This is a genomic window from Bacteroides intestinalis, from assembly GCF_003464595.1.
In the GTDB taxonomy this organism is placed as follows: domain Bacteria; phylum Bacteroidota; class Bacteroidia; order Bacteroidales; family Bacteroidaceae; genus Bacteroides; species Bacteroides intestinalis_A.
Genome location: NZ_QRZF01000012.1, coordinates 37,672 through 55,218, shown reverse-complemented (window position 1 = coordinate 55,218; position 17,547 = coordinate 37,672). Strand labels below are relative to the sequence as shown.

8 protein-coding genes are annotated in these 17,547 nt (G+C 43.2%); 1 reads left to right on the top strand and 7 read right to left on the bottom strand.

Going from position 1 to position 17,547, the window contains the following annotated elements; all coding sequences use genetic code 11:
* Positions 1-14: 14 nt before the first annotated feature.
* The 3 genes from DWW10_RS16475 to DWW10_RS16465 form a co-directional block, all read right to left on the bottom strand.
* On the bottom strand, positions 15-1,856 hold the full coding sequence (locus DWW10_RS16475) for a RagB/SusD family nutrient uptake outer membrane protein (protein WP_118420717.1): 1,842 nt from the start codon (positions 1,854-1,856) through the stop codon (positions 15-17).
* Between the two features lie 11 nt (positions 1,857-1,867).
* A complete protein-coding gene (locus DWW10_RS16470) occupies positions 1,868-5,059 on the bottom strand; it encodes a SusC/RagA family TonB-linked outer membrane protein (protein ID WP_118420718.1) in 3,192 nt (1,063 codons plus the stop codon).
* Positions 5,060-5,340: 281 nt separating this feature from the next.
* The gene (locus tag DWW10_RS16465) at positions 5,341-9,381 is read right to left on the bottom strand and encodes a hybrid sensor histidine kinase/response regulator transcription factor (RefSeq protein WP_022392480.1); all 4,041 of its coding nucleotides are present in this window, start codon (positions 9,379-9,381) and stop codon (positions 5,341-5,343) included.
* A gap of 190 nt (positions 9,382-9,571) precedes the next feature.
* On the opposite strand from DWW10_RS16465, the gene DWW10_RS16460 reads away from it, so the two are divergent.
* Positions 9,572-11,140, top strand: coding sequence for a glycoside hydrolase (locus DWW10_RS16460; protein ID WP_022392481.1), 1,569 nt, complete (start codon positions 9,572-9,574; stop codon positions 11,138-11,140).
* 76 nt (positions 11,141-11,216) lie between these two features.
* Here the strand turns inward: DWW10_RS16460 and DWW10_RS16455 are convergent, their stop codons facing one another.
* The 4 genes from DWW10_RS16455 to DWW10_RS16440 all read right to left on the bottom strand — a co-directional run bounded on the left by DWW10_RS16455 (position 11,217) and on the right by DWW10_RS16440 (position 17,516).
* Positions 11,217-13,424, bottom strand: coding sequence for a suppressor of fused domain protein (locus tag DWW10_RS16455; protein ID WP_022392482.1), 2,208 nt, complete (start codon positions 13,422-13,424; stop codon positions 11,217-11,219).
* Between the two features lie 35 nt (positions 13,425-13,459).
* A complete protein-coding gene (locus DWW10_RS16450; RefSeq protein ID WP_022392483.1) occupies positions 13,460-14,611 on the bottom strand; it encodes a hypothetical protein in 1,152 nt (383 codons plus the stop codon).
* 804 nt (positions 14,612-15,415) lie between these two features.
* Positions 15,416-15,856 (bottom strand): hypothetical protein, encoded by a 441-nt coding sequence (locus tag DWW10_RS16445; protein ID WP_022392484.1) that lies wholly within the window; start codon positions 15,854-15,856, stop codon positions 15,416-15,418.
* Between the two features lie 22 nt (positions 15,857-15,878).
* The gene (locus tag DWW10_RS16440; protein ID WP_118420719.1) at positions 15,879-17,516 is read right to left on the bottom strand and encodes an O-antigen ligase family protein; all 1,638 of its coding nucleotides are present in this window, start codon (positions 17,514-17,516) and stop codon (positions 15,879-15,881) included.
* Positions 17,517-17,547 lie beyond the last annotated feature (31 nt).

The following is a 17,547-nucleotide window of genomic DNA, read 5'->3' as shown; positions in this document are numbered from 1 at the left end:
TTTATACTTACTTTTTAATGGAACGGATTCTTTACTATCTTAGGATTATTGTTTATGACAGCCTGGTCTATTGAAGAATAGTAATTAGCCATCCTAAAGAAACGGGCTTTCTTGAAACGCGTCGGACGTACTCGCTCGTAGATGAACTTGCCATTGTCCGGATGCCCCGGACGAGAAATACGATACGGATACAGACCGTGAACAACCGCTACCGGATTAGAATCCAAACCATCCCATACTTTATCGGCTATTCTCCAACGTTTCAGGTCGAAGTAACGATGGTCTTCAAAGGCCAGTTCCACACGACGCTCATTGCGGATTATGTCATTGGTAAGCGTCTGAATACTGTTGGCAGGGAAACCACCGTGCACTTCTCTCACTTTATTGATATAGTCCTTTGCTTCCGGCTTTTCCAGTTCGAAGGCTGCTTCGGCAGCATTCAGATAGATTTCGCCCAGGCGGAACCAAGGATACCAGTTGGATGCCAACGACGGACGTACACCATCCTGCGGATTCTCGCTGACATACTTGCGGATATAGAATCCGGTGTTGCTTACATACTGGTCGTTGTCTCTCGGACCATCGGCACCGGTCAGCGTCTCACCGTCAGAATAAACCGAAGCCAGGTCACCGACTTTCAATTTGTATCCGCCATCTTCCCAAGTGGCCACACCTGCCTGGATTTGCACCGGTGACGAACGGAAAGCACTTCCCGGATAAATCACCGTACCGTACAGACGGGCGTCCTTGTTGGCAAAAATACCGTCAATCTTATCATAAGCAATATAATTGCCCTCAGCATCCTTGTCGCGCAACGTACCTTTGGAGCCGTCCAGATAGTCGTAACTCTCTACCAGACTCAGCGAAGGAGACAGTATGGACGAACCTTCAATATCGACTCTGAAACTGCGAACCACGTTATCATAAGTGAATCCATGTACTTTGCCTGTCATGAAATCCTTAGCAAAGATAACCTCTTTACAACTTTTATCCATGAACAGTTTATAGAAGTTTTCTCCCTTCGGAGAGCCAGCTATGTCATAAAGCTCGTAATTCTCATTAGCAATGATAGCCTTGGATGCTTCCAGCGACTTTTCATAGTAACCCACAGCCATAGATGCCGGGATTCCCACTTCACCGCCCGCCGTGCTGATGGGGGCACTCATCTGACTGTTGTACTTGGCAATGGAACCCGCATACAGCATGGCGCGGCTTTGGAGAGCCAATGCCGTAATCTTGTTGGCACGGGTCCGGCTGCCTTCAGTCTGGGTGAAATTATCCTTTATGTCCTGAATCTCACTATAAATGAAATCATAGACTTCCGATTCTTTCGCTCTGGGGTTCTGCAAAGACGACGGGTCGCCGCTGCCATCATAAATCAACTGCGTAGTGATGAGAGGCACACCACCCATTCTCTTCACCAGCTCAAAGTACACATAAGCCCGAATGAAACGGAACTCCGCATTGAATTGCTTCTTCTGCGTTTCATTCAGCTTCACACTGAATTTCTCCATATTCTCCAATGACAGGTTGATGTCTCTGATATAGCCATAGTCCCAGTATCTTCCGTAATCATCGGCATAATTGAGGTCATTGTGGCCGTTTTGGTCAACGTGTCCCGACCACATGGCATCATCAAACTCAGTGTTGGTTCCGGTATTGAATACACCGGCAAGCTGCGGCATTCTGTCGTAATAGTTTGCCAACAGTCCCAGTATCATATTGGGGTCATTCCAGAGTTGTTCATCGGTAATCCTGTCCTTAGGGTCTCTCTGCAGCCAGCCATCTTCGTCACAACTAACGAAAGAAGTGGCAACGGCCAATAATAATGCGAATATTATATATTTACTTTTCATAATGACAATAGTTAAAAGGTTACGTTAAATCCTACCATAATAGTCCTTTGTTGCGGATATACCACAGCAGCTCTTGCCTCGATTTCGGGGTCAATCTCGTACTCGCCCACGTTATCGATGGAGAACAAGTTGGAAGCACTTACATACAAACGCAGTCTCTGCACATTGATTTTGCTGATAAGCTCCTTAGGCAAGCTATATCCCAATTCCACGTTCTTGAGACGAAGGAAGCGTACATCGTGCAACCAGAAGTCACTGTTTTTACCGTTGTTTACGCTGGTGCCTTTTCTGATAGCCGGGTATTTGCCCGAAATCCATTCGCTGTCCGGATTGTACGGGTCGGCACGGTGCCATCTGTCTTCCAAGATAAATGCCGGAGAGTTTCCGCCTGCATGGAAGGGATTTCTCAACTCATAGTCCTGACACCATGACTGCATACCGCCACCGGCGAAGTCCATATTCAAGTCGATGCCTTTCCAGCGCAAGCCGATGTTTCCACCAAAGCTCAGCATGGGCGACCATCCTGTAGGGTATCCAATAGGTCTTTCGTCCATCGAGTTGATGATACCGTCACCATTCACATCCTTATAAATCAAGTCACCCGGAAGTTGCGTTCTGTTGTTCTCTCCATCGTTATTGATAGGATAGTTTCTGATTTCTTCTTCCGACTGGAACTGGCCGATTACCTGGTATCCCCACCATACGCCGCCCCAGCGGTCTTCAATAGAATTACGGTATTCATTCCATGAGTTACCGAAACGGGGTTTATAGGTTTCCACGTTTCTGAAACGTGAGTAGGTAAAGTTGGCGCTTACATTATATTCCAACTCGCCCACGTTGTCGGCATAGCTAATCATACCTTCCATACCTCTGTATTCGTCCTTGTTAAGGTTCTCATTGGGAAGAGAATATCCTACTTCGCTCGGCAGAAGAATATCGTAACGGGCGGCAGGTCTTCCGGAGATGACCTTCTTAAATACGTCGAAAGAAAGAGAAAGTCTGTTATCTAGGAATTTCATGTCCACACCGGCATCATAAGTAGTGTTCTTTTCCCATGACAAGTCGGTCACAGGCATACCACCCGGCTGTACGCCAATCACATATTTACCGTCCAGCACAGCACCGCCCTTGTTAAAGTTGTATCCGCTCAGATAACCGAACATGCCTACACCTGCTTCGCTACCTGTCTGTCCCACAGAAACTCTCAACTTCAAGTCGTTAACCGCATCTTTCAGAGGAGCGAAGAATGCCTCATCCGAAATACGCCATCCGGCAGATACTCCGGGGAAGAAACCCCAACGCTTGCCGGGAGCATAGAGATAGGAAGCATCGTAGCGGGCAAGCAGCTCAAGCATGTATTTATCCTTATAGCTATAATTCAAACGACCGATATAACCCGACCTTGCCTGGTAAGTCCAGCCATCACCATAATCGGTAAGTTCCGACAAAGTCTTCAAGGGGATGTAGTTATTGGTAGGTGCCGTGTTCGACCATCTGTTGGCACGGTCATAGTCCGACCTTTCGTAAGCAAAAACAGCCGTCAGGTTGTGGTCGCCGAAGCTCTTTGTATAGTTCAGCATGAACTGGCCATAGCGTGCCACGGCATCAGTCTGCTCTTCCAGTCTCCATCTGGCGCTTTGTCCTCCTTGTGCTATATACACATCGTTCACTCTGTCATAGTTATACAGGTCATACGAGTATTGGAATCCGTCAAAGTCAAGATGCGTATAGTTGTACGAATACGTAAACTTGGCCGACAAACCGAAATCGAACTTATATTCTGCATAAAGGTTTCCGTTGAAGTTCTTAGTCATATTATCCTTATATCCTGCAATGTCTCTGCGGAACAAAGCCGGGTTCAAGTCAGGACGGTTGGGGATATTATTCATATACTCCGGATTATCGTTGGCATACGGTCCATGAGTAGGAAGACTACTGAACATGGAAAGGATGGATGAGAAATATCCGTCACCGCCGGGAAGTCCCACATCTCTTGTTTTCTCAAAACGGCCACTGGCCTGTACACCTACGGTAAGTCTTTTTGTTACCTTCGTTTCCAGATTTACCTGAAGATTCGTTCTGGAATAGTCAAAGTCTTTCATCATGGCTTCCTGCTTGGTGTTAGTCAGCGAGATATAGTAATTGGATCGTGCAGAACCACCGGTAATGTTGGCATTGATATTGGATTGCGGCACATTCTTACGCATGATGATGTCGTAATAGTCATAGCTCTTGTATCCGGGTTCCGTACCAGCCTGCCACTTCGCATATTCCTCTTTAGAGTAAAGGCTGCTGGGATCCTTGCCTGCATTCTGTTCCGATTCCAACAGACCTCTTACATACTGAGGCGCACTTGCAAGTTCGGGAAAGCGGGTCAGGTTCTGCCAGCCGTAATAGCCATTCAGGTTCACCTTTACCTTATCGTCTTTGGTACCTTTTTTAGTAGTCACCAGCACAACGCCGTTTGCCGCCCGCAATCCATAGATGGAAGCTGAGGCATCTTTCAACACAGATATGCTTTCAATATCTTCCAAACTCAAGGCATTGAAAGCGTCTTCACCGGATACATGTGAAGTACCCACCCAACTTCTGCTGGCATCTCCACCGTAAGGAATACCGTCGATTACGTACAAAGGCTTTCCCATATTACGTATTTCGACGTTGATACCTCTACCCGGACGTGCATCCAGTGCACGGGTTGACACACCCGCCATCTTACCACTCAATGCACCGGCAGTAGTGGTGGAAGAGGAGCGTAGAAGGTCTTCCGAAGTTACATTACTGATAGCCGTAGTCACTTTCCGCTTGGACTGTGAACCGTAGCCCACTACGACCACTTCATCCAGTACTTTGGAGTCTTCACTCAGCAGCACTTCGATATTCGTCTTGCCGTTTACAGTTATTTCCTGCGTTGCATAACCAATATAAGATATAACTAAAACAGCATCTGGTTTCACTGATATTGAAAAGTCACCGTCGAGGGCGGTGATTGTACCGTTGCTGGTACCGGAACCCTTTTCCAGTACGGTTACTCCGATAAGGGGTTCCCGGGTGTTCTTATCAAACACCTTACCTTTAACATTCAAATTCTGCGCATTCACCGAGAATACTCCCAGAAACGCAACGACAGAAATCAACAAAAATCGGCTGTAGAGCTGTTTCAGAACGTCAGCCCTAACTTTTGAATAAAGTTTGTTCTTCATAATACAATTACTAAATAGGTTTTCAAAATAAAAATAATCGACTGTTAAGTCCATAAACTTAAGTTCAATAGTAGAAAGAATAGAGTCATGTTTCCATAGGCATTTTTATATTTATTTAGTTAGTTAACGGTTACAAAGCTAAAGATTATTATAATATTAATGCGTATATAAAACATGCAACAAAGGAATACATATCATTCACAGGCAAAATAAGTGTACTTTTTACCCTTTACTGAATAATCTGTATACGTTCATTGAATAATTTATATCGCAGGTAAGTTCTAAAGCTGCTTAAGATATTCAGAAGGAAGCACTCCGAACTCCTCTTTGAAGCATTGGCGGAAGTACATCATACTGTTTATTCCTACCTTGAAAGCAGCTTCGGAAATACTATATCTGCCTTCCAGCAACAGGTGCTCGGCATAGTGCATTTTTATCTTGCGGACATATTCATTGGTAGAAAGCCCGGTCAAAGCCTTCACCTTGCGGTAAAGCGTAGATTTACTCATGCACATATTGTCGGCCAAATAGCCAATGTCCACCTTCTCGGATGACAAACGCGCTTCTATCAACTGATTAATCTTCTCCAGGAACTCATTATCCAGTTTGTTCATGGATTCTGCTAAGCGGGCACGTTTTTCATCCAAGTCCTGGCGAGGTGCCGAAGTATTAATACGCTCTGCGAGCCGTTTACGGGATTCCAATATATTATTTATGCGGCTATGCAACAAAGTGGCACTGAAAGGCTTCGTCAGATAAGAATCTGCCCCTGCCTGATATCCTTCTTCCTTATCCTGCAAAGAGTCTTTGGCTGTCAACAAAATAATAGGAATATGACTAGTGCATATATCTTCTTTCAACTTCTGACACATGGCTATCCCGTTCATGACAGGCATCATTATATCACTCACAATGATGTCAGGAATACAATGCAAAGCTTGCTCCATACCCTGCTTACCGTTTACCGCCGTCTTCACATCAAAATCATCCGAGAAAGATTCAACAATATAATTGAGGATATCCTGATTGTCTTCTACTACCAATAAGATACGTTTTTCTCCGGATTCCGTATCAAGGATTTCTTCTATCTCTTCTTTCTTATCTTCTGTTTCCTCCGGAGAATCTTGATGCATAACGTGGGGGTAGGTATTGTCCGTCAATAACCTAAAGCAGAAAGCACTTCCCACATTCAAGTCACTTTCCACGTTTATCTCCCCTTCGTGCAACACTACCAAATTATACACCAGCGCTAGACCAATACCTGTACCGGAAGCCTGATGTTCGCTTCCTTCCTGATAGTAGCGGTCGAAGATATAAGGCAAGGACTCGGGAGCAATGCCATAACCTGTATCATGTACTTTTATCTCAGTATAATTAATGTTATCAGACACCACCCTGTGTACTGTTAATGTAATAGTCCCCTTTTCAGTATATTTGATTGCATTGGAAATCAGGTTATCCAATATAATCGTAACCACTTCCCTATCGAAGAATAAAGGCATGTCCTCGCTTTCCACTTCAATACAAAATTCAATCTCTGGATTACGGTTGAGCTCCTTGTATTTAAAACCTGTTTCGTACACCAGATTAGCTATGTTATCACGGCTCACACATAACTTCTTATTCTGTGTTTCAGTCTTTCTGAATTCGAGTATCTGGTTTATCAAGTTCAGCAAGCGAATGGCGCTTTGGTGAATCACAGATATTTTCTGGGCATCCTTATTAGAAAGCGAATTACTTTTCAGCATATCTTCTAATGGCCCCAATATCAGCGTAAGCGGTGTACGGAGTTCATGTGTGATATTGGTATAGAAGCGTAAGCGTTCCTGATTCAAGTCCAACTCTCGCTCATGGTTTTTCTTCTCCATATCATACAGCACCTCCATATCAAGTCGCCGCTTATAGATATAGAATATGAAGAATATAATAAGCAGGCTTACAAGGACATAGAATGTTTTTGCCCACCACGTCAGCCACAAAGGAGGATTGATGCGGATATGCAAAGCTGTCACCTTATCCGACCACTCCTGATTTCTCATTCGCGTCTTCACTAAAAAAGAATAATCACCGGGCGGTACGTTACGGAAAGTCATATTATTGGGATCTTTCACCGTGTACCAAGAGTCCTCAAGCCCTTTGAGCATATAAGCATACTCCACCTGATTAGTCAGTGCATAATTCTGGATATTGAAGGAAACGCTAAAAGTATTCTGCATATAATTCAGTTCCACAGAAGAGGATTTATCAAGCGTAAGTATTTCTTCACGGCTTTCCCAGTCTCCCAAAGGTTCGAATATCCTCATTTCAGTCATGACTGCCGGAGGAGCTTCGTGTTTGGCAAGTACCTCTCCGGGATTAAAGTAGCAAACCCCGTTAAGCGAGCCAAAATAAATTCTGCCTTCATCATCAGATGTCACACTGTTACTCAGGAAGCCTGCAATAGGAACATTATCACCATAACCGTAATTATAAAAACTGCCCTGTTGGTCTACATAGCAACTGACTCCCTTGTTAGTACTGAGCCAGATATTGCCCGAAGTATCTTCCAGAACAGACCGTATATGTGTATTCAACAATCCATCCTCGCGCCCGTAAACATGATAATTCCACTCCTTAGAAGACGGAAAACATACCAGCCCCTCACCGGTAGCTATCCAAATTCGCTTCCGGCTATCCTGATAGATATCATTGATTGTATTAGAGGGGAACTGTTCAGCTACGTAAAAGCGTTTTATGGTTTCAAAAGCAGGTGAGTATAAAAACAGTCCCCCGCCAAAAGTACCCACCCAAAAATTACCTTGCTCATCTCTAAAGATACAGCGCACCTGTTCATCCAAATAATGCTCCGGCAAAATGGTTCCGCTCAGGTCGGCCTTATACATTCCTGTGGAAGTGCCGATCCACATTATGTGATCCTTATCCTCATAAAAAGCACGGACATCGGTCATTGCCATATCATGGGAGAAAAGTTGCCTGAAAGTCTTTCGAGTCGCATCATAATGGCATACCCCTCCGAAAAATAATCCGAACCACAAATTACCTTTTGAGTCGCACAGAGATGACTGCACAGGATTGCCATTGAGTACACCGTCCTCTTTCCCATACACGACCGTTCTTCTGCCTTTTTCAAATACATTAAGGTCTCCCTTTTCTGTCCCTATCCATAGTTTGCCTCTATGATCGGCACAGATGCTACTGATCATCTTACCGGTAAGACTCTTTGCATCAGTTGGAATAGGAGAAAAATTATAACGATTAAATAAAGAAGACTCATGATTCAGGAAGCTGATACCTCCTCCCCACGTACCGGCCCACACATTGCTGAAAGAATCTTGGAAAAGAAAGCGCACGCTGGAACTCGACAGACCGTATTCATCAGCCCCCTCCTCTATGTACTGGAAGTGTATCTGCTCTGATGACAAATATAGGCGTTGGGATAAATCAAGGATAGCAATTCCTCCGAACTCCGTTGCTACCCAAAGTTTATTATCTTTCATTTGTTTGATGTCGAAAATCCTGTATTGAACCTCCTTATCCGGATCTTTAAAGAGAATAAAAGTTTCCTCTTCCGGATCGAATAGGGCTAAACCGCCACCTGTTCCTACCCATATATTACCGTCCTTATCGGCATATACACACATCACTCCATCACCGGGCAAACTTTTAGGATCGGCAGGATTATGTCTGAAGTTTTTTATTTTCCTATCTTTTATGGAGAGGACGCTGAATCCATCAAAAACATGGCCTATATATAACTTCCCGTCCCCATTATCAGCCACCGACCAGATGTTGTTACTAACCATATCCGGAACCGTCTTCATATTATAATGTATGAAATGCCCGGTTCTCTTATCCAGATAATCAACCCCATTCCAGTAAGTAGTAATCCATAAATTACCATCAGAAGCCGGCCTCACGCTGGTGACGTCATTTGTAGCTAGGCTGTTCGGGTCTTTCGAATCATATTTATAAGCCGTAAAGGTATTATTGCCATAATTATAAGCATTCAGTCCGGCACGTTGTGTAGCAATCCACAAAACAGAATCTACAGGGTCATCGAGCAGATAGTTCAATTCATTGCCGGTGATGCTCAGCTTACCGGGAGCACCTTTATAGTAAGGTACAAAACGGATACCATCAAACTTATTTAATCCCTCTTCCGTTGCAAACCATAGAAATCCCTGTTTGTCCTGGGCTATGCTCAAAACATAATTGCTGGTCAACCCTTCAATAGCGCCCAAACGCTTCACTGAATAAGGTGGAGCCCATACCCAAAGTGGAAATAGTAACAATAAAACTATAAAGAGATTCTTATTTTTCATAATATTAAAAACTATGCATGTTCAATTGTGCGACTCAAAAGTAAGAATAAAATCTATATTCCGAAGTATATAAACCACGCATTGAAAGATTTCACACCCCTGTTTGCACGATTTATATCATATTCTTATTCCTTACATTCTCTATATTTGCGAAGTTAATAATAGCACTTTACTATCAAAACTCTAATCAATGAAGAAATTAGTTATAACAACGATCCTATCAATTATCTGTTACGTCACCTTCGCGCAATCTGCGAGTCATTTTGAAATATGCCCGGAACAGCCACTGCAAGTCATGGAGCATTTCAGTGCTTCGGATGCCTGGAGCATGCACATCATAGGCAAATGGCCCCAGGAGAAGCAAAACCAGGTGGCAGACTGGTTATTCAGTACAGAAAATGATGCTAATGGAAAGCCTATGGGAATCGGGCTTTCCCTGTGGCGCTTCAACGTAGGTGCAGGAAGTACCGAACAGGGCGAGGCGAGCCAGATAGGTTCTCTCTGGATGCGCACCGAATGTTTCTTACAGCCGGACGGAAGTTATAACTGGAACAAACAGCAAGGGCAGCGCAATTTCCTGCGATTGGCAAAAGAACGGGGAGTCAATAAATTCCTGGCATTTTTGAACTCTCCCCCAGTCTACTTCACCCAAAACGGACTTGCTACCAATACCGGACGCGACGGTACACTTAACCTGAAAGATGAACATTATGAAGACTTTGCCCGCTTCCTGGCAAATGTGATAAAAGGAGTGGAGGAGAAGGATGGCATCAAGTTCGATTACCTTTCGCCTTTCAATGAACCGGACGGTCACTGGAACTGGATAGGTCCGAAACAGGAAGGCACCCCAGCCACCAAAAAAGAGATAGCACGTGCCGTACGCCTCATCAGTAAAGAGTTTGTGAAAGAAGACATCAATACGGAAATCACCATTTGCGAATCATCAGATTACCGTTGCATGTTCTCTACCCACATGACTAATCACGAGCGCGGATACGAAATACAGTCTTTCTTCTCACCGGACAGTGTGGATACTTATCTGGGAAATACCCCGAACGTATCGCGCCTCATCGCAGGACATAGTTACTGGACAAATACACCGCTCAAGAGTCTGAGAGATTACCGTCGCCAGTTGCGTGATACATTAGATAAATACAAGGTCGACTTCTGGCAAACAGAAACCTGCATCATGGGAAATGATGAAGAAATTGGCGGTGGTGGCGGGTTCGACCGTACCATGAAGACAGCACTTTACGTAGCACGTATCATTCATCATGATATTGTTTATGCAGGGGCGCGTAGTTGGCAATGGTGGCGAGCCATAGGCGGTGACTACAAAGATGGATTGATACGTGAATACACGAATCCGGATTTGCAGGATGGAAGAGTAGAAGACTCTAAATTGATGTGGATATTAGGGAACTACAGCCGCTTCATACGTCCGGGTGCCGTACGCATGACTATTGCAACAACTGATAAGTCCGGACAGATTATTCCTGAAGGAGATACCGACCAGAAAGGCCTTATGTGTTCCGCCTATAGAAACACGAACGGACAATGGGTGATGGTAGTTATCAACTATGCCGATCAGGAGCAAGAGTGCACGTTTCGCGTGAATGACCCGAAAGTCAAGTCATGGCAAGGTTACCGTACATCCGATACACCAGGTGAAGACTTGCTGCCCATTAAAAAGCTGAACAAAAAACAACTGGCAGTTATCCCTGCACGTTCTGTCACTACTTTCGTTTCCGGAGATTGAGAAGAGTTACAAGCTACGAGCTACAAGTGGCTGCGCTATCACACCGAAAGGCACTTGTAGCTTGTAACTCGTAGCTTTACTGTTCCTCGCAAACACTCGCTCGACGAATATCCACTATCGGGCTTACTTCATCCATTTTCTCTAACAGTGCTTCCGCATTATGGGCAACCTTGAAATTCATTTCCTCTTCATACAGCGGAATTATCTGATAGAAATTCACTTCTTCACCATTAGGTAATCGGCAGACATCTGCCCCCTTCTTCATAGTCTCAGGATTAATCAGTATCACACCGGAGAAGCGGGTGTTTTCAGCAAACGGTTCACCATTCGGCACTGTATGCCCCCATCCCAGCCAAGAATCTTCTCCTATGGGCAAGCGGGCGAGTATCTTCAACCAACGCAACGGCCAGTAATTCTTTTCCGAATGGTCATAGATATCCCAATCGGCAGGAAGGTATATCACCAGCTCCGCACGCTCCAACTTATACTCTGCCAGTTCTTGGGGCACATTCATCCGATGGGCACCCATACCACTGGTAATCAATGTATAGTAATTCCTCTTGCGCGTCGGTTCGATAATATAGATATCCACGTGAATATCGGGTGAGGCTATTTCATGGAAGACATTCTTCGATTTACCGAAATACTTGTCGATATGAGCTTCGAGGGCATCCATCTCTTCGGGCTCATACATTTCAGGATTGTAGGGCGATTCTCCGCTTTTACACAAATCAATGAATTCCTTCACATCGTCATCATCCGGGTCCAACTCCAGAGAACGTTCAAAAGCCTTCTGTGCCTTTTCCAACTGATTCATATAATAATAAGCATACCCCAAACGATAGAACCAAAGTGCGTCTTTATCTTCTTCCTCCACAGTAAGAAGGCAATCAATAGCCTTGAGATACTCTTCCTGATTATTATAAGCGCGTGCCAGAAGCCCTATTAACTCTGCATTCCACTCTTCTTCGGGGATTGCCAGAATGGCGTCCACTATCTTCTGCTCCTCATCCTCCGTATGCCATTGCTCTATCTGCTCGAGCAGTTTGTCATACTTATCTTCCTTGCTTGCAGTCAGATGTTCGACAAAGTCTGTAGAGAAAGCCATGGTTTCTTCTTTTCCTTCACACGAGATTGTGAAAAGGGTAAATTGATGTTCGGTGATAATCTGGCATTGGCACACATATTCACTGTCGCTTCCATCCTCTTCGCCACCCAGGTCGTAAAGCCTGCATTTACCGTTATTGAAGAATTTCTCCTCAACCAGTACATTCTCATTATCTTCCAGATAGTTCACCTCATCATCAGGGATGGAATAAGCCAGCGTACGCACCACATGCCAGTTTTCATCTACTCCATCATAATAACCACGGGAATCATCTTCTTCAAAATAGAGGTAATGGCCCGGAAGGTCAAAACTGAGATTCCCCAGTTTATACGTTACTTTTCCTTTACGGTAGCCTATCGGAAATTCATGCACATAGTCCGGCAAGAAAGAAACATCTACCGGCTCTTGCTCCGCTAAACGGCAAAGCAGCAGGTAATCTTCTTTCGGAAAAGGAAGGGAATCATCCATTTCGACAGCTTTCTCAAGATTCCCGATAATAAAGGCATTGATTTCCTCATCTGCATCACTGCGGGCGGAAGGCATGAAATAGCAATCTTCCCACAGGGCACTCAAGGCAATATTTCGATAGAACTGGGCATCACGTTCTTCATTATTCCACATGAAGAACTCATTTGCCAGTGTTTCAATACCTTCGTTTTCTATTCGCTCCATGAAATGATGAGGATTAATACGTCCGAAAGGTGAAACGACTGTTCCTTTCACACCCTGAGGTATGTACTTATTGTAGTCCCAACAGATGGCAGACATATCAGATCCCTGCTCCATACGTTCGCAGCAAAGTTTCATAATGGCCTTTAGCCATGGATAGAAGTGTTCGGAACGCATCCGCTCAAAGTCTCTGTGCTCGTAATACTCCGTATCATCCTCCACCTCAAAAGAAAGTTCGCTTTGCCGTATCAGTTCACAGGCAATTTCTGTAGCGTATTTGTGAAAACCCGCTCCCAGCAGATTAGTCTGACAATCGCCTGCAATGACTATCTCATCTCCTTCCGGTTCATAATTAAAGAATATATTTCCCAAACGACAAAGAGATAACTCAGAATAGTCTTCTGTATGACTGGCAGAGATATTGTTCCGGGCTGCAACCGCATCCAGAGATTCCTGAAAGGAAGAGATATTTTTGCACTTTGTTGTTAATCTGAAACCTATGCTCATAATAGTAATATCTTAATAATTAACGATTTTATTATTTAATCCTCTGATTCGTCGTCCTCCGTTTCAAACAGCCTGTGCAAATCGCAGTCCTGACGAAAATCGGAGAGATAGAAGCGATATTGAGGATAATCCTTCAGGAAAGGGATTATCTTTTCCATAAATGCCGGCTTATCGAATAGCAAAAGGTCGATATAACACGTACCTGTACCAACGGCACCGCCTAATAAAAGTCCCAGGCCTTCCGGAGAAAGCAGTTCTTCTGAAAGGCGGTCTTCCAGTTCGTAGCGGAAATCCAGGGCTTTCTTTGCATCTCCTTCTTTTTCATTCTCGAACGGGAAGGCAATGAACACAGCCTGTGCGCCGAACCGGTTCAGTTGATCGAACAACTCAGTAGAACCGTTATAATAATTAGCTACCAAGGGCTGGAAACATGAGCTGCCTGCCACCACATCAAAACGTAGTTCTTCGTTCTCCTGCGGCTCGAAACGATAGCTTGTATAGACTTGCTGTGGATTATCAAACACTTCCTTATCGTGAGCTTTCAGAGTATCTACGATATATGTCCTCAATGCCGGAAGAGTTATCGCATCTTCAAGTGGAGCGTCGGCACGTTCCACATCGGCAATATACTGGTACGATAATCCCTCACCCAGCATAATTTCCATCATGATATAATAGGCATTGTAACTTTGAGCTTCTTCCAGCGAGCACAGGTCTTTTTCATAAAAGCGGATGCCGAAAGCATTGATATCTTCCTGATAAGTAACGGCTACCTGCACCTGATCCATAGCCACATTTACACCATACATACCCAATGAGAAACTCGAATCAGTACCTTGGTTGAAAGGGAAGAAGTGCCATTTGTCCTTGAATTGCTCGGGCAACTGTGACACAACATAGGGATAGAGATAGAACAGGGAGGAATGCCCTTCGACAGAGAAAGTAAATTCATAGTCCCCGCCCAGATTGAAGTGTACCTCTTTGTTTATCAGGTCTGTTCCGGCCGTGATAAACTCCACTGCATTTTCACTATCCGACTTCCCTCGGTTCTCAACGATCTGCGACAGTTTCTTTTCGTTATCAGTAAACCATTTCCAGAAGTTCTGTACACGTTTACGGAAAGGAATCTCAGTATGCTCGTCAGTATCTGTCCAAGCATCATTTTTCTCTTTTAATGTCTTATCCATTATTTATTGCCATTTAAGTTACCAATTCATAATCTCACTCATCCCCAAAGATAATGATAAGAGTTAAATAGCAAAAACATTCACATAACAATCAGAAATAAAAAAATAAATTCACCTCTACAAAGGCTCTCAGAGCACTTACAGAGGCGAAAATGCGTTTCTTTCGGATAAGTTGTTTCCCTCTTTTGACATTTTGTTTTTTTTGCATATTCAGAATGCTTTCTTTGTGTACGGAAGGAAGGGAAAACGTAAATTCACAAGTGAAAATCCATAGTCAGCAGATTGATAAGCCGATATAAAAATACCAACAACTCTAAAAAAGCGAAAGTATCACCTAAAAGTGCCTAAAACAGCCTCTTTCTGTTGGATATACAGATGGCTTGTGTCCGATATATAGATCGCTTGTATCCAATCTATATATCGGATGTGTTGCATCTATAGATACTGTATGCCGGATGTATAGATCCTACGTGTTGGGAATAGTGATTCAATGTATAAAAAGCGTATAAGTTGTACATAGAATACAGAAATAACGTATTTGTATGCATTAATTCAGAAGTAAATTCTCTATTTCCTGCTTTTACGAGGATGCGCTTGTCAGTAAAAAAAGCATTTTAGCGACACTTATTTCAATATTTTGCAATCTTTCTGACATTGATTAAAAATCCGGATGTTCTATATTAAAGAAAACAGATAAAATTTCACCGAAATTCCTGCCCCGCCAACTTTATTTTGTACTTGCCAGCATCAAGGCAGCATTGCTAATTGCTTGCACTTGCAGAGGAATTCGACAGTTAGTTCAAATCATAGGTATTGTTGTATGTATTTATCTAGACTATCCACACCCGATAGAATCAATTTAATCTTAATACGTTGTTTGGCTTTCAAAACCGAGCGGGTAGTTATGTTGAAAAGAGTAGCAATAGCTTTGTTACTCAACCGGGCACGTACCAGATAGCAGAGTTTCAACTCCTGAACACCTAAACGATATGAAGATAATCCTTCCGACAAACAGCCACCATATAGTAAATCAATAACTACAAACAGATTTTCCCATTCACTCTCATCATTGATAATGCCATAAGATGGATTTTTATGAAGCCGCAACAATTGCCCCATTGCCACTATTTGAGAGGAAGAATATTCCACCAAAGCCGATACTTTTTGGTAGTCTTTCAGTTGTTTAGTCAGCTGTTTGTTACGGAATAGTAAACAGGCATTCCAATTATCACTATATGCATCCATAGGAACTTATTTTTTATACATACTATTTTTCAAATGATTCTAAAACTTTCGATATTTCTTCCACTTCTTTACGCATTTCCTCAATAGCCACAGAGTAAACTTTAGGTTCTTTCGTCAAGACAATCCGTTTCATCTCTTCAAACTTTTCTTCATTTCGAAAATCAGGTTCAGCATAAAGCTTCGCTAAAAGATAATAGGGATAAATTCTACTTGGCAAACGATGGACAGATGACAACAAGCAAAGCTCAGCCTGCTTATAACAATGCATTCCCTGATAATTTTTACCCATAATATTCAATATCATCGGATCAGTACTATATTTACAAGCCTCATCCAAATATTCATTAGACTCGTTATAAAGTCCCGCCTTATGTAGACTATGAGCATATTCAAACAAGTACCTCCTCTTTTCCTTCAAATGCGGATAAATATCTCTATAGGCTTCATTGGCGGACATATAAGCTCCTGAACGATAAAGCATTCTTGCATTCTCCCACTTCCAATATGCATTCTTTTCCTGTCGCCACTTCTCATTGTAGCCTCCAACCCATACTATAAAACAGACACATAAAATAAGCGGTTTCCCTATCACTCCTCCTATCCCGCAAGCCAATAATAAACAAACATAAGCTACTATGAATGCCGGAAGGTGCATAGGATAAGAAGAAAAAGAGAAGATAAGTAAAACTATCATTGCACCACATATACCATAACGTCCTGATTGCATTCCAATTCGTAAGCAGCCTAAAGTAATTATCATCATCATTGCACAAACAGCAATTCCTTTCGTCAAAGCTAATTCCAGATATTCATTAAATGCATATTCCGGACTTCCCGCCACGCGTTCTTCCCATTCGGTATAATGCCCTCGAGCAAAATAATTTTCTTGTGCTTCACCATAAGCAAAAGCAAAACCCTTATTGCAGCCCTGTGGATATTCGGCTATAGCCTGACAAGTTATTTTCCACATAAATAGACGCCCTAAAGCAGAATCCGGCTTCAGAAAAAATATTCCGACACCTCCCAGCACAAAGATAAAAAACACCCCTGCCCCCAATGAAATATAGAATTTCTTATATCTGCACCACAAAATGTTCCATTTACGATTATCCCGATGCATATATGTTACCCAAACACAACCAATCACAGCAGCTCCCCAGGCCGAACGGCTCATAGTAGCCGGCAGCACACAGAGAATAAGAAAACCTATAACTACCGCAGCTAACTTTCCCATTTTCCGAGAAAAGTTCACCTGCTTCCAGCCAACAATGCTTATATACTGATGCAGACAGATTGGCAATACCATTGCCAAATATCCAGCATACGGACCAGGATTAAAAAAAGAACCTGTAAGTACATATTGAAGATGACCGGAAGCTGAAAAACCAAACAATTGACGTAATCCCCAGATTGCCTCAATGCCCCCCATAATCATCAGACTCCATGATACATAAACAGGAATATTTGGAAAGAATAGTATCTCTTTCCAAGTATCCCTTCTTAAAAGCTGTAATAAGAAAACAACTATAACACAACCTGCTGAAAACAATGTAACCTTGCCAAACCATATCCATTGGCCAATGGTTTCTCCAACAGGAAGTTCAGGAGTAGCCACACATACCAAACTCAACAGAGAGCATACTGCAGTAAACAATACCATCACTATTGCTATATTTCCAATACTATGTACG